21 protein-coding genes and 1 pseudogene are annotated in these 24,057 nt (G+C 65.1%); 16 read left to right on the forward strand and 6 right to left on the reverse strand.

Features of this window, described 5'->3' with window-relative positions; all coding sequences use genetic code 11:
* Positions 1-134 precede the first annotated feature (134 nt).
* From ACYVAN_RS13010 to ACYVAN_RS13050, 9 genes are all read left to right on the forward strand, one after another.
* Positions 135-1,769: a ferritin family protein gene (locus ACYVAN_RS13010; RefSeq protein ID WP_460959213.1), complete on the forward strand. Its 1,635-nt coding sequence runs from the start codon at positions 135-137 to the stop codon at positions 1,767-1,769.
* Positions 1,770-1,876: 107 nt separating this feature from the next.
* Positions 1,877-2,926, forward strand: coding sequence for an FAD-binding oxidoreductase (locus ACYVAN_RS13015; protein ID WP_460959959.1), 1,050 nt, complete (start codon positions 1,877-1,879; stop codon positions 2,924-2,926).
* A 46-nt stretch (positions 2,927-2,972) separates the two neighbouring features.
* A complete protein-coding gene (locus ACYVAN_RS13020) occupies positions 2,973-4,070 on the forward strand; it encodes an aromatic/alkene monooxygenase hydroxylase subunit beta (protein WP_460959215.1) in 1,098 nt (365 codons plus the stop codon).
* Complete coding sequence (gene mimD, locus ACYVAN_RS13025; protein ID WP_460959217.1) at positions 4,067-4,423, forward strand: propane 2-monooxygenase effector subunit MimD; 357 nt, start codon at positions 4,067-4,069, stop codon at positions 4,421-4,423. The genes ACYVAN_RS13020 and mimD overlap by 4 nt, the downstream gene beginning before the upstream one ends.
* Positions 4,424-4,721: 298 nt before the next feature.
* Positions 4,722-4,985 carry a hypothetical protein gene (locus tag ACYVAN_RS13030; RefSeq protein WP_460959219.1) on the forward strand — a complete coding sequence of 88 codons (264 nt, stop codon included), beginning with the start codon at positions 4,722-4,724 and terminating at the stop codon, positions 4,983-4,985.
* Between the two features lie 64 nt (positions 4,986-5,049).
* Complete coding sequence (gene groL, locus ACYVAN_RS13035; RefSeq protein WP_460959221.1) at positions 5,050-6,699, forward strand: chaperonin GroEL; 1,650 nt, start codon at positions 5,050-5,052, stop codon at positions 6,697-6,699.
* Positions 6,700-6,918: 219 nt separating this feature from the next.
* Positions 6,919-7,944: an NAD(P)-dependent alcohol dehydrogenase gene (locus tag ACYVAN_RS13040; protein WP_460959223.1), complete on the forward strand. Its 1,026-nt coding sequence runs from the start codon at positions 6,919-6,921 to the stop codon at positions 7,942-7,944.
* 28 nt (positions 7,945-7,972) lie between these two features.
* Positions 7,973-9,025 carry an amidohydrolase family protein gene (locus tag ACYVAN_RS13045; protein ID WP_460959225.1) on the forward strand — a complete coding sequence of 351 codons (1,053 nt, stop codon included), beginning with the start codon at positions 7,973-7,975 and terminating at the stop codon, positions 9,023-9,025.
* Positions 9,022-9,738, forward strand: coding sequence for an iron-sulfur cluster assembly protein (locus tag ACYVAN_RS13050; RefSeq protein ID WP_460959227.1), 717 nt, complete (start codon positions 9,022-9,024; stop codon positions 9,736-9,738). Before ACYVAN_RS13045 ends, ACYVAN_RS13050 begins: the two co-directional genes overlap by 4 nt.
* Before the next feature lie 52 nt (positions 9,739-9,790).
* Here ACYVAN_RS13050 and ACYVAN_RS13055 read toward each other — a convergent pair whose 3' ends face one another.
* The 4 genes and pseudogenes from ACYVAN_RS13055 to ACYVAN_RS13070 all read right to left on the reverse strand — a co-directional run bounded on the left by ACYVAN_RS13055 (position 9,791) and on the right by ACYVAN_RS13070 (position 15,194).
* The gene (locus ACYVAN_RS13055; protein WP_460959229.1) at positions 9,791-10,081 is read right to left on the reverse strand and encodes a DUF4334 domain-containing protein; all 291 of its coding nucleotides are present in this window, start codon (positions 10,079-10,081) and stop codon (positions 9,791-9,793) included.
* A pseudogene (locus tag ACYVAN_RS13060) lies at positions 10,036-10,176 on the reverse strand (GXWXG domain-containing protein); the annotation flags it as partial. The gene ACYVAN_RS13055 and the pseudogene ACYVAN_RS13060, both read right to left, overlap by 46 nt.
* Positions 10,177-10,514: 338 nt before the next feature.
* Positions 10,515-13,808, reverse strand: a complete 3,294-nt coding sequence (locus ACYVAN_RS13065; protein WP_460959231.1) for an arabinosyltransferase domain-containing protein — start codon at positions 13,806-13,808, stop codon at positions 10,515-10,517.
* A 141-nt stretch (positions 13,809-13,949) separates the two neighbouring features.
* Complete coding sequence (locus ACYVAN_RS13070) at positions 13,950-15,194, reverse strand: FAD-dependent monooxygenase (RefSeq protein ID WP_460959233.1); 1,245 nt, start codon at positions 15,192-15,194, stop codon at positions 13,950-13,952.
* A 622-nt stretch (positions 15,195-15,816) separates the two neighbouring features.
* Between ACYVAN_RS13070 and ACYVAN_RS13075 the strand changes: the two genes are divergently transcribed.
* Positions 15,817-15,942: a hypothetical protein gene (locus ACYVAN_RS13075; RefSeq protein WP_460959235.1), complete on the forward strand. Its 126-nt coding sequence runs from the start codon at positions 15,817-15,819 to the stop codon at positions 15,940-15,942.
* Positions 15,943-16,027: 85 nt separating this feature from the next.
* Positions 16,028-17,884, forward strand: a complete 1,857-nt coding sequence (locus tag ACYVAN_RS13080) for an ABC transporter ATP-binding protein (RefSeq protein WP_460959237.1) — start codon at positions 16,028-16,030, stop codon at positions 17,882-17,884.
* Between the two features lie 40 nt (positions 17,885-17,924).
* On the opposite strand, the gene ACYVAN_RS13085 is transcribed toward ACYVAN_RS13080, so the two are convergent.
* Both ACYVAN_RS13085 and ACYVAN_RS13090 read right to left on the reverse strand, forming a co-directional pair.
* Positions 17,925-18,623 (reverse strand): class I SAM-dependent DNA methyltransferase, encoded by a 699-nt coding sequence (locus tag ACYVAN_RS13085; RefSeq protein WP_460959239.1) that lies wholly within the window; start codon positions 18,621-18,623, stop codon positions 17,925-17,927.
* Positions 18,624-18,777: 154 nt separating this feature from the next.
* Positions 18,778-19,302 (reverse strand): hypothetical protein, encoded by a 525-nt coding sequence (locus tag ACYVAN_RS13090; RefSeq protein WP_460959241.1) that lies wholly within the window; start codon positions 19,300-19,302, stop codon positions 18,778-18,780.
* 532 nt (positions 19,303-19,834) lie between these two features.
* On the opposite strand from ACYVAN_RS13090, the gene ACYVAN_RS13095 reads away from it, so the two are divergent.
* From ACYVAN_RS13095 to ACYVAN_RS13115, 5 genes are all read left to right on the forward strand, one after another.
* Positions 19,835-20,116 (forward strand): metal-sensitive transcriptional regulator, encoded by a 282-nt coding sequence (locus ACYVAN_RS13095; protein WP_460959243.1) that lies wholly within the window; start codon positions 19,835-19,837, stop codon positions 20,114-20,116.
* Between the two features lie 94 nt (positions 20,117-20,210).
* On the forward strand, positions 20,211-20,657 hold the full coding sequence (locus ACYVAN_RS13100; RefSeq protein ID WP_460959245.1) for a DUF4383 domain-containing protein: 447 nt from the start codon (positions 20,211-20,213) through the stop codon (positions 20,655-20,657).
* 92 nt (positions 20,658-20,749) lie between these two features.
* Positions 20,750-21,613, forward strand: a complete 864-nt coding sequence (locus ACYVAN_RS13105; protein WP_460959247.1) for an SDR family oxidoreductase — start codon at positions 20,750-20,752, stop codon at positions 21,611-21,613.
* Between the two features lie 294 nt (positions 21,614-21,907).
* The gene (locus ACYVAN_RS13110; protein WP_460959249.1) at positions 21,908-22,495 is read left to right on the forward strand and encodes a hypothetical protein; all 588 of its coding nucleotides are present in this window, start codon (positions 21,908-21,910) and stop codon (positions 22,493-22,495) included.
* 371 nt (positions 22,496-22,866) lie between these two features.
* On the forward strand, positions 22,867-24,057 hold the full coding sequence (locus ACYVAN_RS13115) for a carboxylate-amine ligase (RefSeq protein WP_460959251.1): 1,191 nt from the start codon (positions 22,867-22,869) through the stop codon (positions 24,055-24,057).

Here is a 24,057-nt window from a genome sequence, read left to right on the forward strand (position 1 = left end):
TCACAACAACACAGAGCGCCCGAAACAAGTGTCTCATATTGAGATGAACAAGAGCTGCTGTTCGAGGTGTGATTCTGGTCATCCCGGCGCCGCGACGACCTTTCCGGGAAGACGTGACACGCAGGAGGCAGCTCGTGAGCCGACAGAGTTTGAGCAAGGCGCACAAGAAGATCACGGAACTGTCCTGGGAGCCTACGTTCGCCACCCCGGCCAAACGGTTCGGAACGGACTACAAGTTCGACAAGTCCCCGAAAAAGGACCCGCTCAAGCAGATTCTCCGGTCGTATTTCCCCATGGAGGAGGAGAAGGACGGCAGGGTCTACGGCGCGATGGACGGGGCCATCCGGGGGAACATGTTCCGTCAGGTCCAGCAGCGCTGGATGGAGTGGCAGAAGCTCTTCCTCTCGATCATCCCGTTCCCGGAGATCTCGGCAGCACGTGCGATGCCGATGGCCATTGATGCCGTGCCCAATCCGCAAATCCACAACGGACTGGCCGTGCAGATGATCGACGAGGTTCGGCACTCGACGATCCAGATGAACCTCAAGCGCCTGTACATGAACCACTACATCGACCCCGCGGGCTTCGACATCAGTGAGAAGGCGTTCTCGAACAACTACGCGGGCACGATCGGTCGCCAGTTCGGAGAAGGGTTCATCACCGGCGATGCGGTGACGGCGGCGAACATCTACCTCACGGTCGTGGCCGAAACCGCGTTCACCAACACGCTGTTCGTCGCCATGCCATCGGAAGCCGCCGCCAACGGTGACTACCTCCTCCCGACCGTGTTCCACTCGGTGCAGTCCGACGAGTCCCGACACATCAGCAACGGATATTCGATCCTACTGATGGCGCTGGCCGATGAGGACAACCGCAAGCTGCTCGAACGGGACTTGCGGTACGCGTGGTGGAACAACCACTGCGTGGTTGACGCCGCGATCGGAACGTTCATCGAGTACGGATCGAAGGATCGGCGCAAGGACCGGGACAGCTACGCCGAGATGTGGCGGCGGTGGATCTACGACGACTACTACCGCAGCTACTTGCTGCCGCTGGAAAAGTACGGACTGGAGATCCCGCACGACCTGGTCGAGGAGTCCTGGAGCCGGATCGTCGACAAGTTCTACGTGCACCGGGTCGCCCAGTTCTTCGCGACGGGATGGCCAGTGAACTACTGGCGTATCGACCCGATGACCGATGCGGACTTCGAATGGTTCGAGGAGAAGTACCCGGGTTGGTACGACCAGTTCGGCAAGTGGTGGGAGAACTACAACCGGCTGCGCTATCCGGGCCGGAACAAGCCGATCGCTTTCGAGGACGTCGGCTACGAGTACCCGCACCGTTGCTGGACCTGCATGGTGCCCTGCCTGGTGCGCGAGGACATGGTGGTGGACAAGGTCGACGACCAGTGGCGTACCTACTGCTCCGAGACCTGTCACTGGACCGACGCGGTCGCGTTCCGGCAGACCTACGAAGGCAGAGAGACACCCAATATGGGGCGGCTCACCGGCAAGCGCGAGTGGGAGAGCCTCTACCACGGTTGGGACCTCGCGGAAGTGGTCAAGGACCTCGGTTACGTCCGCGACGACGGAAGGACTCTCGTTCCGCAGCCGCATCTGGACCTGGACGATCAGAGCAAGCTCTGGACTCTCGATGACATTCGCGGGATCGAGTTCGGTAGCCCGAACATCAATCTCAACGAGATGACCGACGCGCAGCGGGAAGCGCACGTGGCCGCCTACCGCGCGAACCCGAACGTGAGCTCCTGAAGCCCGGGTGGAAGCGGCCGAGTCCATCTCTCCGGCCGCTTCCACCCAGCCCACTTTCCGGTGCGGTGCGCCCTCGTGCGTGCCGCGAATGAGAGGAAGTGACGTTCATGGGAGATGCCCATCGCATCCGTTTCGACCCCGTGGACATCGAGATCGAGGCGCAAGAGGACGAAACCGTGCTGGATGCAGCGTTCCGGCAGGGCGTCATGCTCATGCACGGTTGCAAGGAGGGGCAGTGCTCCGCGTGCAAGTCCTTCCTGCTGGACGGCGACTTGCAGATGGGGCGCTATTCGACGTTCGCGCTCGCCGACTACGAGAGCGACGAGGGATACGTCCTGCTGTGCCGTTCCCACGCCTACAGCGACCTCGACATCGAACTCATCAACTACGACGAAGACATGATTCGGGCCGGGCTCCCGGTGGTGACGATTTCCACGAGGATCACCGCACTGACCCGGCTGACCCATGACATCACGATGTTGCGGCTCTCCGTGTCGGGCTCCGAGGAATTCAAGTTCCATCCCGGACAGTACGTGGACATAGCGGTACCCGGATCCGACGAGCACCGGTCGTTCTCGATGGCGAACTTACCGATGAGCAGTGATTCGGAGCTGGAGTTCATCATCAAGCGCTATCCGGGTGGGCGATTCTCGAGCTTGCTCGACTCGGAGCTCGCCGTGGGCGACTCCTTGCCGGTCACCGGCCCGTACGGAGCTTTCACCCTGCGGGTTGATTCTGACCGCAAGCTCGTCTTCATCGGCGGTGGCGCCGGAATGGCTCCAATCCTGTCGGTACTCCGGCAGATCGCGGCAAAGGACGATTTCGACCGCGAAGTCGTCTTCTACTACGGCGCGCGGACGGGGGCGGACCTGTTCTGCCTGGACGAGATGCGGGAGCTCGGAGCGAGGATTTCCGGTTTCTCTTTCGTGCCCTGCCTGTCCGAGCCGGGTGATGAGGAAACCGTGCTTCCCGGCGTGCGCCACGGAATGGTCACCGATGTAGCCGATGAGAGCGAACCCGGACTGGCTGACGCCGACGTTTACATGTGCGGCCCACCGCCCATGATCGATGCAGGGCTGGGCATGTGCGAACTGCGGGCGGTACCGCAGGAACAGATCTTCTACGACAAGTTCACCGTGTCGGCCGCGGCCGATTGAGCTGTACGCGCCCGGTCGACCTGTCCGACCAAGAGGAAGTGCCTCCATGACGACACAGCAGAAACGCAGCTTCCCGAAACCGGAATTCACCGACGCCGAGGCCGGTGCGCTGGAATTTCCGAGCTCCGGTAGTCGGGCCTACAACTACTTCACGCCGCAGAAAATGCGGGCAACCATGTACGAGGACGTCACCTTCGACGTGCAGCCGGATCCCGAACGGCACCTGAGCCAGGGGTGGATCTACGGATTCGCGGATGGGATCGGCGGCTACCCGAAGGACTGGACCGCGCTGAAGTCGGGCGACTGGCACGCCTTTCGAGATCCCAATCAGGAGTGGGAACAGACGATCTACCGGAACAACTCGAACGTTGTACGGCAGGTTCAGCAGAACCTGGAGAACGCCAAAAAGGCCGGCGCATACCGGGGCTGGTCGCGAGGCTGGTTGCGGTTCGTCGAACGGCACTTGGGTGCTTGGATGCATGCGGAGAACGGTCTGGGTATGCACGTGTTCGTCGCCGCCCAGCGGTCCGGTCCAACCAATATGATCAACAACGCCATGGCGGTCAACAGCGCGCACAAGCTCCGATTCGCCCAGGACCTCGCGCTCTACAACCTCGATCTGAGCGATGCCGCTTTGGAGTTCGACGGGGCCGCCCACCGGTCGGTATGGCACGACGAACCCGTGTGGCAACCGGTCCGGGAGGTGGTGGAGGAACTGACCGCGATCGAAGATTGGGCAGAGGCGTTGTTCGCGACGAACATCGTCTATGAAGCGCTGGTCGGAGTCCTCTTCCGCAGTCAATTGGTCATGCAGATCGCAGCCCGTAACGGCGATTACGTCACGCCTTCGGTGGTGGGTGCCGGGGAGAACGACTACGAGCGGGACCTCCGGTATACCCGCGCGCTGTTCGCCATGCTCGCGGATGACGCGGAGCACGGCGCCGACAACAAGCGCGTGCTGCGGGACTGGGTCGAGAAGTGGGCCCCGAAGTGCGGTAACGCGGCGCGGGAACTCCAGCCGATCTGGTCGCAACCGCAGGAAAAGGTCGTCACGTTCGCCGATTCGTGGGAAGAAGCCCGTCGCGGATTCGACGAAATTCTCCAAGGACTGGGGCTGGCCGAATCGAAGGAGTGGGTCAAGTGAGCAATCGTTCCGGCAACGCGTTCACGGCGAACAAGACCGCATCCAACATGTGCGGTGTGACGTTGATGAACAACCAGAACGGACACGTCGTCGCGGAGGTGATGGCGCGCAAGGCGGACGTCCAGGTCGACCACCTTCCCTCGATGATCCGGGTGGACGGCAAAGGGACGCTGGTATTTGACTTCGACGAGATCGCGGACGAGATCGGGTTCGAGTTCGATCAGTCCGATTTCGAGGAGATCATGTCGACGCACTACGGACGCATGGTGCACCTGGACGACAAGACGGTGCTGTTCGCGAATCCCGAGGACGCTGCCGAGTACATCGATTTCGACCTGGAGCCGATTCGGTAGCCGGGTCCGATTCCCGCTCTGGGCGAGCGGGCTCCCGCCGGGAGCAGTGCTCGTCCGGAGATCGGTCGGAGGGAGGTATTGCGGGATGGAACGGCAGTCCGAAAGTCGTCTGTTGAGTACGGTCTGGTGTTCGCTGGACGGAATCAGTCCAACCGGGGAGAAAGAAGCGCCAGCTGCTACCGGGTTCGTCACCGCCGTGTCTGTCAATGGGTCTGTGTTGCGGGTGCTGCTGCGCGTGCCTGCCGAGCTCGTACGGAGCACCGGAATTCTCGGCCGGGTCAAGAGAGTCTTGAGTTCCGTGCCTGAACTCGATGGTGTGGCGTTGCACGTCAAGCCCTACCGTCCGGCATTCGAAGTGTGGCGGCCGGAACCGGTCCCGCACGGTAGCTGCGTTGCCAGCGCGATGGCAGGGCTCGTCGGCGAATCGGGATGGGTGTTGGACTGTCCGGAGCAGCCGGGTACGGAGCGGCACGACCGGGAGATGTTCCGTGTGATCGCTCGTGCGGAGGTCGTCGACCATCCAGCAGGAACCAGAATCGCAGTGGACGCACAGGTCCACTGAGGAACTGCACACGTCTTTTCGAAACTGAACCGCGACGATTCACACTCATGCGGAAGGACGAAGCATGGCCAAGGAATTGCGTTTCAACGTAGAGGCACGGCAGCTGCTCGAGTACGGCGTGAACGCGCTGGCCGATGCCGTGAAGGTGACGCTCGGCCCCAAAGGCCGCAACGCGGTGATCGAGAAATTGACCGGGCCGCCCAGCATTACCAACGACGGGGTAACCATCGCACGCGAGATCCAGTTGCGGGATCCGTTCGCGAACATGGGGGCGCAGCTGGTCAAAGAGGTGGCCAACAAGACCAATGGTGTCGCCGGCGACGGAACCACCACCGCTACGGTGCTGGCGCAGGCTCTCGTGCGGGAGGGTCTGCAGGCGGTCGACGAGGGTGCGAACCCGATGCTGCTCAAGCAAGGCATCCAGCGGGCGGCGAACGCGGTCGTGGAGGTGCTCGGGCGGGCTGCTCGCCCCGTCGGCGGCAGAGACTCCCTGGCGCACGTGGCCACGCTTTCGGCGAACAACGATGTCGAGGTCGGAGAGCTGATCGCGGTGGCGATGGACCGGGTCGGGACGACCGGAGTGGTCACCGTCGAGGAGTCGCCGAGCTTCGGGATCGACGTCGACTTCATCGACGGCCTGGAATTTGACCACGGATACATCTCGCCGTACATGGTGACCGACGAGACCAGAATGGAGACGGTCTTCGAGGACCCCTACATCCTCCTGACGAACGAGAAGATCACCCACGTCCAGACGCTGATGCCGGTTCTCGAACAGGTGACGCGGAGCGGTCGGCCCTTGGTAGTGGTCGCGGAGGACGTGCAGGGACCGCCGCTGGGCATGCTGGTGACCAACAACGTGCACGGCACGTTCAAATCGGTGGCGGTGCGTTCTCCTGGGTTCGGACATCGGCGCCTGGCGCAGTTGGAGGACGTCGCCGCGCTCTGCGGTGGGAGAGTGGTGACTCGCGATGCCGGTCTCCAGCTCGAGAACGTCCGGCTGGAGCATCTCGGCCGGTGCGGCAAGATCACGGTTACCGCCGAGAGCACGACCATCGTCGGTGGGGCCGGCGACGAGAGCAGCGTGGTGGCGCGCATCGAGCAGCTCAAGCGGGAGTTCGCCAGGGCCGAGAACGAGCACGATCAGGATTCGCTGCAAGAGCGGATCGCGCGCTTGTCCGGCAGCGTGGCCGTTCTGTCGGTGGGTGCTGCCACCGGCGTGGAGCTCAAGGAGAAGCAGCATCGCGTGGAGGACTCCGTATCGGCCACGCGGGCGGCTATCGAAGAGGGGATCTTGCCCGGCGGAGGTACGGCTCTCGTGCAGGCGGCTCGAGACGTGGACGAGGCCGGTCTTTCCGGGGACGTCGCCCTCGGGTACGAGATCGTGCGGCGGTCGTTGTCCGAGCCGCTGCGTTGGATCGCGATCAATGCGGGTTACGCCGCGGAGGAAGTGCTGCCCCGCGTGGCGGAAGGACCGGCTGGTCACGGGTTCAACGCTTTGACCGGGCAGTACGGCGACATGACGGACTTCGGCGTCATCGACCCCCTGAAGGTCACCCGCTCCGCGTTGGAAAGCGCGGCTTCGATCGCCGCGTTGTTGTTGACCACCGAGACGTTACTGGTCGAAGAGGTGGTCCAGAACCCGGGCGCGATCGTGTCTCCGGAGTTCGGTGACCTGGCAGAGGGAATGGTCCGTCCGTCCAACATCGCCTGAGGGCGCTGGACTGCCGTGGACCTCCACGGCGGCAATGCCCGTGGGGCCGTGGCCGGGTCGCGGTGGTCCCGGCTCCACGGGTGGTCGAGATCAACTGGCATCCGGCGCTGCGGAGCGGCCGCCGTGGATGTTTCCTGAATACCGAACCGCGTCTCCGCGCACGCCCGAGATGTGAAAATCCGTCGTTTCGGGTGCGGAATCGAGCGAGAGGAGTTCGAGGTGAAAGCGGTACGAGTTCATTCCTACGGCGCTCGCCCGCGCATCGAGGCGGTGCCCGACCCGGTGGTGAAAGGGCCGTGGGACGTGCTGGTCGAAGTCAACGCAGCCGGTGTCTGCCGGACGGACCTGCACATCATCGAAGGACAATGGGCCGACAAGAGCGGCGTGGCGCTGCCCTACGTGATCGGCCATGAGAACGCCGGAACGGTTCGTGAAGTCGGGCAGGCGGTAGGCAACGTCCGTCCTGGTGACCGGGTCATCCTGCACCCCCTGGCCACCTGCGGGTTGTGCCGAGCCTGCAGGTCCGGCGACGACGTGCACTGCACGGCTTCCACGTTCCCGGGAATCAACACCGACGGCGGCATGGCCGAGCTGTTGCTGACCAATGCCCGTTCGGTGGTCAAGCTCGACGACGGTCTCGATCCCGCCGACGTGGCCGCTCTCGCCGACGCGGGGTTGACCGCCTACCACGCGGTGCGCAAGGCGCTCCCCCTGCTGCACCCCGGCGCCCACGTGGTGATGATCGGTGCGGGCGGGTTGGGGCACATCGGGCTCCAATCGCTGGTGGCGATGACGTCCGCCGAGATCACCGTGGTGGACCGTTCCCCGGAGGCACTCGACCTCGCCGGCGGACTGGGCGCCCACCACACCGTCACGGCCGACGGCAACCACGTCTCGGAGGTGCACGACATCACCGGAGGCGGAGCCCACGTCGTGCTGGACTTCGTCGGTGAGAACGGCACCGAAGCCGACTCGGTGGCGATGACGCGGAACGCCGGTTCGTACTTCGTCATCGGCTACGGCGGAAAGGTGGACGTGCCCACGATCGACATCATCTCCCGCGAGATCAACATCATCGGAAACCTCGTCGGTTCCTACAACGATCTCGAAGAGCTGATGACACTCACGGCGCAGGGCAAAGTCACCCTCCGCACCCGGATCTACCCGCTCGATGACGCGCTGACCGCACTGGACGACCTCGATCACGGTCGCATCCCCGGTGGCAGGGCGATTCTCGTCCCGTGAAGGACGCACTCCCGAAAGCAGGTCAGAGATGTACACGAAGGACAACGAGCAGTACTTCATCGTCGACGGGCACATCCACTTCTGGGACGGGACGCCCGCGAACCAGGCCAACCGGTACGGCGAAGGTTTCCTCAACTGCTTCTACGACTACCACCGCAACCTCAGTCCCGAATCGGAGAAGTGGTCTCTCGAGCACTTCCAGAAACAGAGCGAACAGGACCTGTTGCACGACCTGTTCGAGGTCGGCTACGTGGACAAGGCCATCTTCCAACCCACCTACCTGACCGACTTCTTCGTCAATGGTTTCAACACCACTGAACAGGACGGGGCGCTGGCCGAGAAGTACCCGGAGAAGTTCATCGTCAACGGAAGTTGGGATCCGCGTGATGGGGAAGCCGGGCTGGTGAAGCTGGAACGGCTCGCCGAACGATGGAATCTGCGGGGAATCAAGCTGTACACCGCCGAGTGGAAGGGCGATTCGAAAGGATGGAAGCTCAGCGACCCGTGGTCGTACCGGTACTTGGAGAAGTGTCAGGAACTGGGCATCCGGAACATTCATGTCCACAAGGGACCGACGATCTACCCGTTGAACCGGGATGCCTTCGACGTCGCCGACGTCGATGAGGCCGCTTCGATGTTCCCGGACCTGAACTTCATCGTCGAGCACGTCGGTCTGCCGAGGCTCGAGGACTTCTGCTGGATCGCCACCCAGGAACCCAACGTCCACGGTGGCCTCGCGGTGGCGATGCCGTTCATCCACACTCGACCGCGCTACTTCGCCCAGATCATCGGTGAACTGCTGTACTGGCTGGACGAGGAGCGGATCATGTTCGCCAGCGACTACGCGATCTGGACTCCCAAGTGGTTGGTGGAGCGGTTCGTCGACTTCCAGATCCCGGAGGACATGCAGTCCGAGTACGGCACATTGACCACCGACATGAAGCGCAAGATCCTCGGGCTCAACGCCGCCCGGCTCTACGACATCGATGTCCCGGAGGAGATGCGCGCATCGGAACCGGAGATCCCGGCGACTCGCGCCCCGGTGGCCTCCGAACTGAACGAGCAGGTGATGACGTCGTGACGGCCGGAACCGGGATCGCGTCCGCGGCGTGGCAGGCGTTGGGCACGGTGCTCGACCCGGAACTCGACGAGCCCATCACCGATCTCGACTTCATCGCGAACCTCGAGGCCGATGAAAACGGCGTACGGGTGGACCTGCGGCTGCCGACCTACTTCTGCGCGCCCAACTTCGCCTACCTCATGGTGGCCGACGCGCAGGACGCACTCCTGGCGACGCCGGGAGTGCGGAACGTCCGGGTCCGGTTGCTCGATCACTTCGCCGCGGAGGAGATCAACGCGGGCGTTGCCGCAGGAGAAGGGTTCGACTCCGCATTCCCGGTGGAGTCGGAAGGCGAACTCGAAGAACTACGTCGGACCTTCCTGCGCAAGGCCCACGCCGCTTACCAGCAGCAAGTGGCCGACCAGCTGCTCGACACGGGGTTCGACCACGCCGACCTGGTTCGGTCCCGGTTGGCGGTCGTGCCGGAATCGGATCTCGTGGAACGCCTGCGGCGGCGGCGAGATCAGCTCGGCTGGCCGTCCGGACCGGACTCGATGCTGCTGCTCGACGATGACGGTCAACCGATGGGCCTGGCCGGTCTGCCGCTGCGGCTGCGGATGGCCCGAACCACCGGCGTGAGCATCGAGGCGAATGCCGCCTGGTGCCGCGGCCTGCTGGGCACCCGTTACGGGGAGTCCGCCGATCCGGAAACCGCGCGCTGCGAGTCCGGCTGAAGCGGGAACCCGGGTGTCGTGGCCGGAACCGTATCCGGCCACGACAGCCGAGTCACACCCGTTCGAGCAGGAAGTAGTAGGGCTTGCCTTCGCCGTAGAGCGGCATCGCGCTTTCCTTGCCGTTCATCACCCCGAGAAGTGTGTTGTCATCGACTTTCTTGAGGTGGTCGAAGATCGGCTGCCCGTCGTAGACCATCGTGGCAGTGACTTCGCCCCGGAACTCCACCATCCACAAACTCGCCTCACTACGACCGAGCTTGGTGTTGGAGAACAGGTTATTTCGACATCCCGGCAGATCAGCGGTTTGGCGTCGGAGGCCGAGTCGAAGAACTTCCCGTACCACTTGCTCGAAATCAGGTGGTCGTGCAGGAAATGACCGGTGGCGAAGTCGTCGCCCTTCACTTGTGGCCCCACGCCACCAGGGAGCATGGTGAACATCGGGGCCGAGCGAATAAGGGAAATGGCGGTCACCCTCAACGCGAGCTCGGCCCCGCCGTCCGTTGTGATCGTCTCGGACAGCTTATTTATCGCTCGGTAGGTTAGCTACTGGGGACGAACGGTTCAAGCATCGAACTTGCGAGCTGTTCGAGTGACGGAACCGGCACGATGCGTGGCGGCGTCGGTTGACACTTCCCACCTCTGAAGCGTTCTAACGAGCGTTCAGTACAGCGGGTCAGCACAGCACGCCGCGATGTTCCAGGTGTGCGGCCCCGGCAGGCGGCCAATGTGCTCGACTGCCTGCCGGGCGGGTCCGCACACTGACCGCCTCCGAGGTCTCAGCGGGGGCCGTGGTTCTGTTGCTTCGGCTTTTCCTCGGGCTGGATATCGGTTCGATCGTCCGAGCTGGGCACGTCACCGGGCAGGTGCACCGCGTCGGTGAGCGGACCGGGCGACCACATGCCCCAGTGCGTTTCGACGTGTACCGACATCGCGGCCTCCGCGGGCAGGGCGGACGGGCCATACGGGTCGATCGCGTACAGCGACCCCCAGTCCTTGTGCAGGTCGTTCTGCATGTAGGTGGGCAGTTCACGAACGCTGGATGCGACGTTGAGCCAGCCGAACGGACCACCCGCGTCCGGGGAGGACCAGCCTTGCCCGATGCTCCGGAACTTGCCCCCGCCCGCTACGCGGAACTCGGGCATCTCCGCGACGCCGTTGCGCAGACCCGAGATCGCCAGGCACGGGTGGACGAGCGCCGCCGGCCATTCCACGAAGGTGGGTGAGTCGCCGACGACCTGGGTCATGCTCTTCAACTGCGGGGCACGTGGTGCGCTGACCGCGACCCAACCGTTGGGGCCGAGCGCCTGATCGAGAGCGACCACCCGCATCTTGGTGGCCCCTTCGGCGTTCCCGCCCACCGTGATCCGGTGGTCGCGCCACTGCGGTGCCTTGCTTTGGCCCACGAAGTGCCGACCGACGATCTCGAAACCCTCGGGCGTGTCCTCGCCGAACTCGACGACCATGGCGTTCGAGCCCGTCTCCTGCCCGGCGAGGGCGATGACGACCGGGACCTCTTGGTTGATCGCCCGTTGGGGCAGGTCGTACCACTGGGTTCGGAGTTCGCCCGTCCCGACCCCGGCGGGGTCGTAGCTTCCCCACACCGGCGCGTTGTCGCCACCGAATTGGTACGGCGGGCGCCAGTCGGGTTCGTTGGGGGCCTGCCCGGTACCGGGCGGCAGACCCGGTCGGTTGAATCCCTCCAGCTTGGCGCGGAGGTAGTCGTCGGCGTCCTCCCTGCCTGCGAGTCGCTTCGGTGGAATGGGCATGTCCTCGTTGGCGGGGGAGGAGACCGAAGGTTGCTCGGCCGACACCCGGAGCATGCCGTGCTGCGGATTGGTCTCCACGTACACGTAGTCGGAAAGACCGCAACTCGTGCCCGCGAGCTGGCGGACGTTGTCCGCCCCGAGGCTGTAGCTGCCCCACCGTTCCTGGATGACCTTGGCGAACGCCGCGACTTCGCCGATGACCAGGAGGGCGCACAGGATCGACAGCGGAGCCGTCCCGAGACGCAGGGCACGGCTGCGCCTCTCGTGGCCGGTGAGCACCGAGCGGTTCCCGTCGAGCCGCAGATGCTCGATGAGCGCGACCAACCCGGCTGCCCCAGCGGCGAACAACAGCAACGTGCTCGCCTGGTATCCGGCGACGTCCGGTGGGCGGTTGAACCAGGGAACACCCCAACCCGACACGTACCACCACGAATTGGGACCGGTGGCGGAGAACGCGAAGATGACCAGCAACCCGGCCAGGAACGCGGCCCGGTTGCGCTTCGATCGCAGCACTGTGCCGCTGGTGGCCAGCGCGGTCAGCGCAGCCAGGGCGCCGCCGAAGGCCGCCAGGATGCCGAAGTGGTGGGTGTGCTTGGTGGGGGTGAGCATCAGGACCACGAACGAGAGCACTGCCACCGAAAGCAGCCGTCTGCTCGGACCGAGCGCGGCTCCGCGGATCTTTCCCCGGCGCAGCAGCACGACCGCGCAGGTTGCCAGGCACAGGATCACCAGCAGCACCGGGAAACGCCTGGTGAGCGAGCCATCCGGGACCTGACTGAACAGCAGGCTGTAGCGCTGGAGTTCCTGGAACCACTTGCCGTTCGGCCCGAACTCGGTCTTGAGGGCGGTGGCGTCCATGACCGACTGCCAGGTCTGGTCGGCGAAGACGGCGGTGAGGATGATGAAACCGGAAGCCGCGAGCGGGGCCAACGGGGGTAGCCAGCCGAACTCGTTGACCCGCTGGCGGACCAGGTGCACGAGCGGCTTGAGCGCGGCGAGGAACGGGAGGACCGCGAGCAGGCCGTGCGGGTTGGCTGCCACCGCCAGTGCGGCAGCGACGAGACCCAGCGCGGCCGGTAGCAGCCTGCGGGTGGCCACGGCCCGTTCGACCGCGCACAGCGAGATCAGCGAGAACAGCACGACGACCGGTTCTGCGCGCAGGCCGTTGTTGTAGGGCAGCCAGAAGGCGAGGAACACCGCCGCGGCGGCCCAACCGGCGGCGTTGCTCCGGCGGACCTGCTGGCCGAGTCTCGGAAGCACCTCACGGCTGATCAGCAGCCAGCTGACGATGCCCATCAGCAGTGCGGGCAACCGAACCCACGGGGTCGACGTGGAGACCTGCACCCACATGGCGTAGACCTCGTAGAACCAGCCGAACGGCGACTCGGGATTGGCGAACCAGCGGAAGTAGTTCGTCACGTAACCGGCGCTCTCCCGCGAACGGATCATGCTCAGCACATATCCGTCGTCGGATGTCATGGCGCCGATCAGCCACCATATGGCCAGCGCTCCGATCACGGAGATGTCGCGGAAGGTGGGTTTCCACCATCCGCGGGTGGCCCACCTGGGAGCCCGGTGGGCCACCCGCCCGTCCAACTTGTGCAGGGAGAAGACGGCGCCGAGGAAGCACAGCACGGCCAGCAAGATCGTGGTGAACTTCAGGAAGGTCGCCGAGGTCGCGAACCGGTTGTCCGTGACCGCTTCGAAGGACAGGCCGTGCACCGAGTCGACGGATTCGTCGAGATCGGAGTAGATGCCGGTCAGTTGCGAGCGATGATCCCCTCGGATGTTCGTCATCGGCTGGTCGCCGAGAAAGGCCTTCGTGCCGTAACCGTCCGAGTGCATCGTGAAATCGCACTGGCCCGCGGGCAGCGGAAGTGTGCTCAGTTGCCTGCCCTTGGACAGCAGGCTCAAGTGGCCGTTGTTGACCTGCAGAGTGAGGCCGGTCAGCTTGCCGTACTCCGAGGACGGTGGGTTCGTGCTGATCAGGGTCGCCGGACGGTTGGTGCGTTCGTCCAGGCTGCGCGCGGTGTCGCACGGAACCGTGATGTCCAGCCAGACCGGCGAGAAGCTGACCAGCGGAGCCGAGACGGATTCCGTCCCTTGGGCCGTCGGCCACTTCAGAGTCGTGATGTTGTGGTGGACCGGCAGGAACGGGACCACAAGGGCAAGCAGAGTGCCGAGCACGCCGAGGACGGCGGCAGCGATCTTGGCTCGTCGCGCCGAGCCAATTCGTCGGGACCGGTGAACCGTCTCGGCATCCCGGTCGTCCTCGCCAGGGCCTTCATCACTTGCTTCCAGCACAGGAGGAGGATAGATGCCGGTCTTGACAGCGGTTCGACCGTGTTCGGGTGTGGCGTCGTGTTCTGCTGTTTCAGTTGGCTCTCAGCTTTGGGTGACCTGCCCGTGACTGCGCGCGTACCTCTCCGCGACCCGTTGGGCGGATCATTGCGGATACGTGGTGGAAGGCGTTTTCGCGAGTTTCTTACTGGGAAGCGGCAGTGCGACCTCACCACGCCGACACGCCAGGTACCAGCGCATCCCGGAGTTGTAGGTGCGCAGCATTCTGCGCAGTGGTGTGAGTTGGGTGGCGCGGTGCACTTGGTATTGCCACGTCGGCTGGTACCCGTGGCGCCCGGTCATCGCGTAGGAGAACGCCACCGCATCCCGGTCCAAGTAGCGATGCGCGTGCTCGAACCACGCCATGCTCGTTCGCGCGGCGGCCTGAACCGGTCGTAGTGCCGCGCGTGCTTCCTGATCGAACTCGCGCAACGCCGTCGCGGTGTCGTCGTGCTCGTAGAGCCGCTGGGCGAGGACGATCGCGTCCATGATCGCCAAACGAGTACCCGAGCCGATCGTGAAATGGGTCGTGTGGGCGGCGTCGCCGACCAACACCACGTTGTCGTGCACCCACGTGTCATTGAGCACTTGCGTGAAGGTCGACCAGCGGGCCGGCCTGCCACGGGACTGGCTGATCAACGAATGTCCGCCGAGCGGCTGCGCAAAGATCTTCTCCAACAGTCGCAGGCTGTCGTCGCTGCCACGCGAGTCGAATTCCAAGGCCTCCCAGGTGTCCGGCTCGCACTCCACTATGCAGGTGCTGATCCCCGAACTCGACGGGTAGGCGTGAAACCAGACCCAGCCCGCGGAGGTCTCCTCGAACGCGAAGGTGAACTTGTCGAACACCTTGTCGGTGCCCAGCCAGATGTACGGGTTTCGACCGGTGTGGCGCACCGTCCCGAAGTGACCGGCGAGCTGATCACGGATCCGGCTGTTGGCGCCGTCGGCAGCGACCACGAGGTCGGCATCGGCGAGATCGGCCGGATTAGTCATCTCTTGCCGGTACTGCAGATCCACGTCGAGGTCGCGGGCGCGCTGGGCGAAGATGTCCAGCAGAGCCGCGCGGTTCATGCTGAACCCGTAGCCGCCCAGATGCGCTGCCTCCTCGCCGCGCAGCACGATCTCCTGCTCCTGCCAGAGGATGGATGCCGCCCGGATGGCGCCTGCGCTCTCCGGGTCGTTGCTGTAGAGCACGTCGAGCAGGTCGTCCCAGTACACGACACCCCAACCGTAGGTGGCCCCTGGCGGGTCGCGTTCGATGACGGTGATGTCGTGCCCCGCGTCTCGCAGCTTCATCGAGATGGCGAAGTACAGGCCCGCGGGCCCGCCTCCGACGCACGTGATCTTCATGTGGCGATCCTTCCCGCAGCCATCTGCACTTCCGGGTGTCACGGTTGACGGAGAGCGGCGCGTTCGCACTCCTGATCGCGAATTCCGCCTCCGCTTGTGTGGCCAACGTCCACTTTCCCGCTCCGCGGAGGACGTCCCGAGATCTGATTGATTCCCACATGCGGAGCGGGGTATGGCGAACCGAACCGAGTAGCCCCCCATTCTTCAGCACCTTTGCGTGGTTGGCAGCGTGCCGCCGACAGTGCGCTCCGGCGCAATCTTGGTACCGGGTCGCGGCCATGGTCTCGGGAAAACCGGTGAGGGGCGGCCGAGCGAGCTTCCGGGTCTTAAGTCATCTCTTCTCCGCAGTCGGCCCGCACGCCTTGTACCGGTACGAGGCGAGACCTACCGTGGGAATCGGCCACAGAACAAGCGAGAACGGTCTCCGATATCGGGGTCGGATCCCGAATGGGTGCACGCGACAGTGGGGTGCGCGTGCATGCTGGGGGTCATGTACGGATCCGGACGAGGTTGTGCCGTCGATCGCACGAATGTCGCTCCGTAATCCGGTCGCGCTCGCTGATCTATGTTCCAGGAAAGGTCTTTCTGGACGGCCTTCGTGAATCGTACGAGGTGATCTGGAATGAATATCAAGGACATTTTCCGGTTCCACTACCGCCGCCGCCACCACCACCGCCACCACCGGCGCCATGGCTGGGGCTGGGGCTGGGGCCACGGCTGGGGTCACGGCTGGGGCCACAAGAAGTAGCAGTCTCGCGCACACGAAGAAGCCGGGGGTAGCGCTCGTTCGGACGTAGAACGAGCCGCTGCCCCCTACCGATGGGGGTGAGCGAGTGCTGGGGGTGGTGAAGTGGCTGCTGCGGCCGGCGGATCCGGACAGCGAAGGGTTGGTGGAGACAGCCCCCACCCTCGGAGTAAGCGAGGTTTTTCGGCGGTTCTGGCCGGACGCGCGTCCGTTTCGCCGGATGATGGCGCTGATCCTGCTGGTGGTGCTCCTCTCACCACTGCTCGACGCGGTTGCCATCTGGCTGTTCAAGGTCCTCGTCGACGACGTGCTGACACCCCGGAACTTCGCCGTGTTCCCGATGGTGGCTGCGGCCTATGCGGGCATCACACTGCTCGCAGGCCTGTTCGACTTCGCCGAGCAGTACCTCATGGTGTGGATCGGGGAGAACTTCCTGCACCGGTTGCGCACTCGCGTGTTCGCTCACCTGCACACGTTATCGGTCGGCTTCTTTGACCGCCGTCGTCTCGGGGACACGCTCAGCCGCCTGACCAGTGACATCGCCGCGATCGAGGCGATGGTCCTTTCCGGAATCACCCAGGCCGTCTCCACAGTGGTCAAGATAGTGGTGTTCGCCGGTGTTCTTTTCTACCTGAACTGGCGATTGGCCGTGGTGGCGCTGGTCGCCGTTCCCCTGTTCTGGTTCGCCGCCCGCTTCTTCGCCCGGCGCCTCAAGGTCGCGTCGCGGGAGGTCCGCGGACGGAGCGGATCGATCGCCACGGTCGCCGAGGAGAGCCTCGGCAACGCTCCCCTGATCCAGGCCTACGGGCGAGAAGAAGCCGAAGTGGACCGCTTCCGGGAGCAGAGCAAAGGCAGCGTACGCGCGGAGCTCTCCGCAGCACGCCTCGGTGCGAGCTTCTCACCACTGGTGGACTTGTTCGAGGTTTTCGGCGTGATGGCGATCGTCGGCGTCGGCATCGCAGAACTATCGGCCGACCGGATCTCGCTCGGTGGCCTGCTGGCGTTCCTCGTGTATCTCTCGCAGCTCTACGGTCCGGTCAGCAACCTCGGTCAGCTCGCCAACACGGTTTTCGAAGCGGCCGCCAGCGGCGAGCGCATCGCAGACCTGCTCGATCAGAAACCCGCCGTGGCAGTGCCCGCCCGGCCCGCACCGCTCGGACGCGCCGAGGGGTTCCTGCGCGTCGAAGACGTCAGCTTCCGCTATCCCGATACGGACGCTGAAGTGCTGTCCCGGGTCGGGTTCAGCGCGCTACCGGGGGAGACCACGGCCGTGGTCGGTGCCAGCGGTGCCGGAAAATCCACCCTGACCAAGCTGTTGCTGCGCTTCTACGATCCCGGCGAGGGACGCATCACCCTCGACGGGCACGACCTGCGCGATCTGGATCCGAAGGAGCTCCGTTTTAACATCGCGATCGTCCTGCAGGAGACCCTCCTCCTGGACGGAACCATCGCGGAGAACATCCTCGCGGGCAAGCCGGAGGCGAGCGAGAGCGACATGGTCGAGGCCGCCCGCGCCGCCGACGCACACGAGTTCATCCAGAACCTGCCCGACGGCTACGGCACTCGGGTGGGGCAACGCGGCCGGTTGCTCTCCGGGGGACAACGGCAGCGCATCGCCATTGCCAGGGCGATGGTCCGGAATGCTCCGATCCTGTTGTTGGACGAGCCGACCGCCAGTCTCGACGCCGAGGCCAGCAGCCGGATTCTGACACCGCTCCGCAGGCTGATGGCCGGGCGCACGACGATCGTCATCTCGCACAACCTCCTCACGGTCACCGACGCCCAGCAGATCATCTACCTGGAGCAGGGCGGTATCCGCGAGTTCGGCACCCACGAGGAGCTACTCGCCGAGGGCCGTCGGTACGCACAGCTGTACCGGCTGCACCACCCGGATTCCGAGCCTGTCGCCGACGCGTGGCCGTCGTCGAACCGTGCGCGGATCTGACCCCGACAGGTTTCGGTCGAGCACACCGCGGATGCGCTGGTCAGGTTTCCTTGCGCCAGACGAACGCAGCCGAGATCGGGTGGTTGCGGAACTTCTCCCACTTCGGTTTCACCGCGATCCAACGGTCGTCGATCACTCCTTCGCGCATCTCCGCCAGCCGCCACCCCGTTCCCAACGCGCTGGTGACGTGGTCGCTGAGCAGGTGGACGTGGGTCGTGATCGCGACCGGTTCGCCCGAATCGCTCGTGTAGTGCGTGGGCATGCCCGCGTGCATGATGAAGTGGGGGTGGAACGCGACGATCGCGAAAGTCGCGTCCGCGCGGGCCAGTCGCCACGCCTCGGCATAGAGGGTGTCCAGGTCCGCGATGTGCTCGTCGATGAGCGACGCGCTGATCAGGTCGTACGTGCCGGACGGGAGGCCGGTGCGGATCACGTCGGCTTCGACGAGGTTGTCATGCGCACCGCGGGTCCGTGCGAGCGCCAACATTTCCGGAGTCAGGTCGACCCCGTCGATCTTTCCGACCCCGTTCCCGCGGAGCCATTGGGCGGTCCGGCCGGTGCCGCAGCCGAGATCCACCGCGTGCTCGGTCTCGTCCCAGGATGGAGTGACGAGGTCGTCCAGCAGTGCGATGTCCATGGTGTCCTGGACGGTGTCCTCGTAGGTCGAAACCCACTCGCCGTAACCGGTCCGTACGTCCACGGTGCGATAGTGGCGGGCGTCGAAGTCGTCAAAGCGCATGGTGCGGAGTCTCGCGGAGCACTAGTGCGACGAGCAACGGGATTCCGATGCAGGCAGCCACCGTCGCCACCGCGCCGGTCCGCTCGGCGCGGGCGCCGACTCGCCGGGTGCCTACCGTTGCGGAAAGACACTCGGCGGGCCGGAACCCGTGGACTCACTCACCCGTGCCACCGTACGAATTGCGGTTCAGCCCGCTCAGGAGTCGCTCCATCACCTGCGGGTCGACCTCGGTGGCCTCGTCGGGCAGCTGCTCCGCGAGGGTCGACCGCTTGCGCTCGCGCCGAGGAAGCGGCACCGCGGAAGCTTCCACACCGCCGGGCAGCGGCAACTCGCACCAAACCCGTTTGCCCTGCCCGTTGGACATCGGCTCAACACCCGAGCGGTACTCCTCGAGTTCGGAGGGGACGGCGGGTTGTTCGATCATCTGCTCGTCTTCGAGTTCGATGACCAAGCAATCGCCACGCAACCGCAATCGCACCGTGATCAAGGAGGGAGATTTGGGGTTGTTGTTGTCCACGGCCGTCTGCACGAGATGACTGGCCGCCTGCACGGCCTCATCCGCCATCGGGCGTAAGGACCATTCGGTGAGCGCGAACCGCACGAAGATATCGGTGCAGTTCACGGCGCTGGGGAGTGCGATGAGCTGAAGGTCGTCGACCTGTGCGGTCTGGTGGTTCACCTGGGTCCTTCCTTCGTTCACGTCCAGTGCGAGCTGTGAGCGTCACCCGAAGGTTGTATCTTGCCAAGCTGATTGCGTCTCGCCTATTGCAGGTCCGCCACGCCGGACACCGAGTTCGGGGCCGACTTGGTCGCGTTGGGTGCTCGGTCCCACTACGACATTAGGTCGTCGCAGCTCACCACATTAGTGAGGGGTGCGTACACCGGTTCCGCATGGGCGATTGCCAACACGCTACGCGCCGTGTTCGAGTACATTGAGTAGTGGTCCGCGAGTGGGGTCGGCAGTTCGAACGCCAGTGGGCTCGTAGGACGGTCGCCTGACGGGGACGATCGCCGCACGACGGGGAGGCGGCCGCCCTGCTTGACGATGAGTGGGCGGCGGTGTGGTTCCGGGCGCAGTTCCTCCCCGCCGAGGTCGAGCGCCGTTCGAGCTACGCATGCGGTCGATCGGACTTCTGCTCCCAGGACGGCGCACACGGTTACCGGGTCGGGGTATTCTGGGCGGCGACGTCGAGTCGGTGAAGGAGCGAGCGATGCACGGGTACAGCCATGACCGGGACGCGTACCTCAAGCGGCTGGCCCGGATCGAAGGCCAGGTTCGCGGGCTGGCTCGGATGATCGAGGAGGACAAGTACTGCATCGACGTCCTGACTCAGGTCTCCGCGGTCACCAAGGGGCTGCAGGCGGTGTCGATCGGTTTGCTCGACGAGCACCTCAAGCACTGTGTCGCGGACGCCTTGGCCGAGGGCGGGAGCAATGCGGACGAAAAGGTGCGCGAGGCGAGTGAGGCCATCGCTCGGTTGGTGCGTTCCTGAGGTGCACCGGGGTGGACCCGACCGCTGTTTGTCCGCTCACTGAGTAGGGCACTCCGAGGCCGGACGTAAATGTCGGCAGGACCGGAGGTGGCAGATGGGCTCTCCGGCCACCCCGCCCGTCGCTTGGCGAACGGTCGGCAGCCTTCAGGGCTTGGTCCTGATCTTGCTGGCAGCTGTGGGTCTGATCATGGCAGCAGGAGAGCAACGGCCGTTGGCGAGATCCGAGGCGCCCTTGCTGTTGTTCGACCTGAACCCGGCCCACGCCGTGCTGTTGCTGGCCACGGGCGTGCTCTCGCTGCTGTCCGCGCAATGGCGGACGAGTCTGCTGTGGTTCTCGGTGGCCGAGACCACCGGTTTCGTGGTGCTGTTCTTGTACGGAACAGCCGAGAGCACGGCGGGGGAGGGCAGGACTCCGCTGGAGCTCGATGCGGCGGAGAACTTCCTGCACGCGGGCTTGGCGCTCATCGGCTTCTGCATGCTGTGCGGTGTCTCCCTGATGCCTTGGTTGACCAGCCAGCGTTCGGCACGGGCACGTCGTTGAGTCCCCGTTCCATCCGCGGCGGGGTTTATCCCGGTCGGTCCCGGGTAGGCCGCCGTGAGACGACTCGGTCGCAGCTGAGAAGGGACGGCAACATGGCTGACGCGTTCACCCCGCCGGCACAGCAACAGGAGCCTCCGGGCACGAGCGGGCCGATGGAGCCGAGCCCGCGGGATGAGATGCGTGATTACACCGGCGGTTCGTTTCTGACGGCCAAGAAAGCGCTGATCACCGGCGGCGATTCCGGGATCGGTCGTGCGGTGTCGGTGGCTTTCGCGAAGGAAGGGGCCGATGTCGGCATCGCGTATTTTGCCCCGGATGAGCGTAACGACGCCGAACACACCGCGGCGCTGGTCCGGGAGCAGGGCCGTCAGTGCTACCTGTTCGAGGGAGATCTCGCCGACGAAGCATATTGCGCGCGGGTGGTCGACGATGCTGCCGAGAAGTTGGGTGGGTTGGACGTACTGGTCAACCACGCGGGGACCCAGTATCCCCAGGACGGGCTGGACAAGGTCGACACCGGTCAGCTGGATCGAACCTTCAAGGTCAATGTGTACTCGTTGTTCTGGTTGAGTCAGGCGGCGTTGCGCCACCTCCCCACCGGGGGAGCGATCATCAACACCGGTTCGGTCAACGGGTTGCGGGGCAACAAGGGACTGATCGACTACTCGGCGTCCAAGGGAGCCGTCCACGTGTTCACCCAGTCGCTGGCGCAATCGCTTGCGGACCGGGGTGTGCGGGTCAACTGCGTGGCGCCGGGACCTGTGTGGACGCCGCTCATTCCCGCCACGTTCGGCGAGGAGAAAGTGGAGGGTTTCGGAGGGCAAACTCCGATGGGCCGGATGGCGCATCCGGACGAGATCGCGCCGTCCTACGTCTTCTTCGCGTCGTCGGTGTTGTCGAGCTATTACACCGGGGAGGTTCTCGCCCCGGTCGGTGGTGAGACGCATCCGGGCTGACCGGCGGGGTCGTCTCCGAAGGTCCGTCACCGACCACGGCAACGAGAGTTCTCGTGAGCGAACGTAACCCGATCCGACCGGACGGCGGGAACAGTGCCGCCTGAGCCCTCGTTCTCGATGGCCTGATAAGTCCGCGGGCGGCTATGGCGAGCCGGCCGGTGCTGCTCGTCTCGGGTAACCGCCCGGTGCGCGACACCGGTGGTGTTACGGTTTTGGCCGCTCGCGCGGCCTGCGTCCGGCATGGACGGGACCGGACGAGCACCACACGCGGTCGGGTACGAAGGAGAAGCACCGTTGGGAGAACAGCGGGTCCATAGTCGGCGCCTGGTCTTGCGCCGCGATGTCGGTGAGGAATCCGTGCAGGAGTTCGCGGTATCCCGGCTCGGTTGGCCCCGGCGTGCGGAGAATCCCGGCGATCCGCGCGCCGGAACCGAACGCCAGATCGTTTGGTATGAGGATCCGGCGATCACCCTGCACTTCTTCGACGAGGTGCTCACCGAGAACGGTTTCGTAACGGTGGCCGGCGAAGACCCCGAAGCCGTGGCGGCAATGGCCGAAACGGTGCAGGACGGACTGGACACCTGGCGCTTGGACGAACTCCTCCATGCGCTGGACGACGCGTCCGCCCCGGAGGAGACCGCCACTGCGTTGTTGCGGGCCGGAGTGGGGTCACCGAAGGAGACGCACGACGGCTTCGTCGCCCGGATCACCGAACTGATGCGCAGTGAGTCTGTACTGGTGCGGGAGGCTTCCACGTGGGCGATCGCGTGTTCGGGCCTGGACGAGTTCAAGGAACCGCTACGGTGGATGGCCGACAACGACCCCGAACCGGAGTTGGCGAAGCTCGCGTGGATGACCCTGGAGGCGTTGTCCGAACACTGAACGTCCGCAGTGGACCGTGCACAAGCACACGATGCCTTCAGCAGCGCTGTTGCCCCCTGGCACATCGGGCGGAATCGCCGTGCCGTGCATCGGCCGGGACGCCGGGAGAAGCGGGATGGGCTGCCACCACCCGGAATTGTCCGGAGTGGAACACCAGTGGTTCGAACCACCGAGGCAGTGATCGTCGACCCGGCCGATGAAGGTCGTGTGGTCGCCCTCGGTCGGTGCCCCGGAGAAAACCGGCTCGCGTTCGGGGCCGGCTGTTCCAGGCTGGGTACCCGAGTCATGACGCGGAGGTGGAGTACGCCACGCGGGTTCCGACGAACGCTCGGTGCCGGCTCGCACCAGCGGACGGCCACGAGGAGCGAACAATGTCGTACCAAGGTGATTGTGCCGACCGAGCCGACGTTGTCGATCCGACAGCGCTGCGCCCGCGGTCGAGCGGGGCCGCGAGCTTCGGGGTGGAGGAGGAGTTCCTCGTAGCCGACCCGGTGAACGGTCGCACGCTGGCGCTGTCGCGCGAACTGCTCGACGAAGCACGGACCTCCGCCAGGGGATCGCTGCTGCAGGAGGAACTGCACGCCTGCCAGGCGGAGGCCGCGACCGGAGTCTGCGGAACCCTGGCCGAGCTCCGGGAACAACTGGTCGACGCGCGGACCCGTCTCGGTCATGCCGCACGGACTCAGCGAGCTCGCCTGCTGTCGACGGGAACTCCGGCGTTGGGAGAACCGGAGGGAGCCGCCATCGTCGGTGAGCGGTACCAGCTGATCAGCGAGACCTACACCGGAATGATCGAGGACTACCTGGCTTGCGGCTGCCACGTGCACGTCGGTGTTCCCGATCGGGAGACCGCGGTAGCGGTGCTGGAATACCTGCGGCCTTGGTTGCCGACACTGCTGGCGCTGTCGGTGAACTCGCCGTACTTCCACGGGCGGGACACCGGCCACCAGAGCTGGCGGACGGTGCAGCAATCCCGGTTTCCGGGTTCCGGGGTGCCGCCCGCGTTCGACTCGGCAGCGGCTTATGACGCCGAGCTTTCCAGGTTGGTCGACTGTGGCGTGCTGATCGACGAGCGGATGAGCTTCTGGTTGGCACGGCTGTCGCCGCGGTTCCCGACCGTGGAGTTCCGCGTCGCGGATGCGGCGAGCAGTGTCGATGGCGCCGTGTTGCAGGCGGGCCTGAGCCGAGCGATGGTGGCGACCGCCCTGGACGAACTGAGGCGCGGGCGGCCACGGCCCGCTCCGAGTGAGCAGGTGCTGGCCGCCGCCGTCTGGTCGGCGGCCCGGTACGGCCCGGGCGGCACGGCCGTGGACCCGTGGCGCGAACACCAGGTCCCAGCTGATCATCTGGTACGGGAACTCCTGTGCTGGGTGATGCCGGCACTGGCCGAGGCGGGAGACCTCGCCGTGGTTCGGGAACTGCTCGAACGCGTATTGCGGGACGGCTCGGAAGCCCAGCGGCAACGTCTGGCTGCCAGAAACGGGGCAGCGGCACTGGTGGACGCGTTGACTGCCGACGCGTTCCCCGAACCGCAGGCAGAGGGGAGCTCCGGCTCGGATTGA

Source organism: Parasphingorhabdus pacifica (assembly GCF_054779195.1).

Bases quoted from the DNA above. Each gene is read 5' to 3' on its own strand.
- ACYVAN_RS13015 (WP_460959959.1), top strand. From the start codon at position 1,877: ATGGGAGATGCCCATCGCATCCGTTTCGACCCCGTGGACATCGAGATC.
- ACYVAN_RS13020 (WP_460959215.1), top strand. From the start codon at position 2,973: ATGACGACACAGCAGAAACGCAGCTTCCCGAAACCGGAATTCACCGAC.
- groL (WP_460959221.1), top strand. From the start codon at position 5,050: ATGGCCAAGGAATTGCGTTTCAACGTAGAGGCACGGCAGCTGCTCGAG.
- ACYVAN_RS13045 (WP_460959225.1), top strand. From the start codon at position 7,973: ATGTACACGAAGGACAACGAGCAGTACTTCATCGTCGACGGGCACATC.
- ACYVAN_RS13070 (WP_460959233.1), bottom strand. From the start codon at position 15,194: ATGAAGATCACGTGCGTCGGAGGCGGGCCCGCGGGCCTGTACTTCGCC.
- ACYVAN_RS13075 (WP_460959235.1), top strand. From the start codon at position 15,817: ATGAATATCAAGGACATTTTCCGGTTCCACTACCGCCGCCGCCACCAC.
- ACYVAN_RS13085 (WP_460959239.1), bottom strand. From the start codon at position 18,623: ATGCGCTTTGACGACTTCGACGCCCGCCACTATCGCACCGTGGACGTA.
- ACYVAN_RS13095 (WP_460959243.1), top strand. From the start codon at position 19,835: ATGCACGGGTACAGCCATGACCGGGACGCGTACCTCAAGCGGCTGGCC.
- ACYVAN_RS13100 (WP_460959245.1), top strand. From the start codon at position 20,211: ATGGGCTCTCCGGCCACCCCGCCCGTCGCTTGGCGAACGGTCGGCAGC.
- ACYVAN_RS13105 (WP_460959247.1), top strand. From the start codon at position 20,750: ATGGCTGACGCGTTCACCCCGCCGGCACAGCAACAGGAGCCTCCGGGC.
- ACYVAN_RS13115 (WP_460959251.1), top strand. From the start codon at position 22,867: ATGTCGTACCAAGGTGATTGTGCCGACCGAGCCGACGTTGTCGATCCG.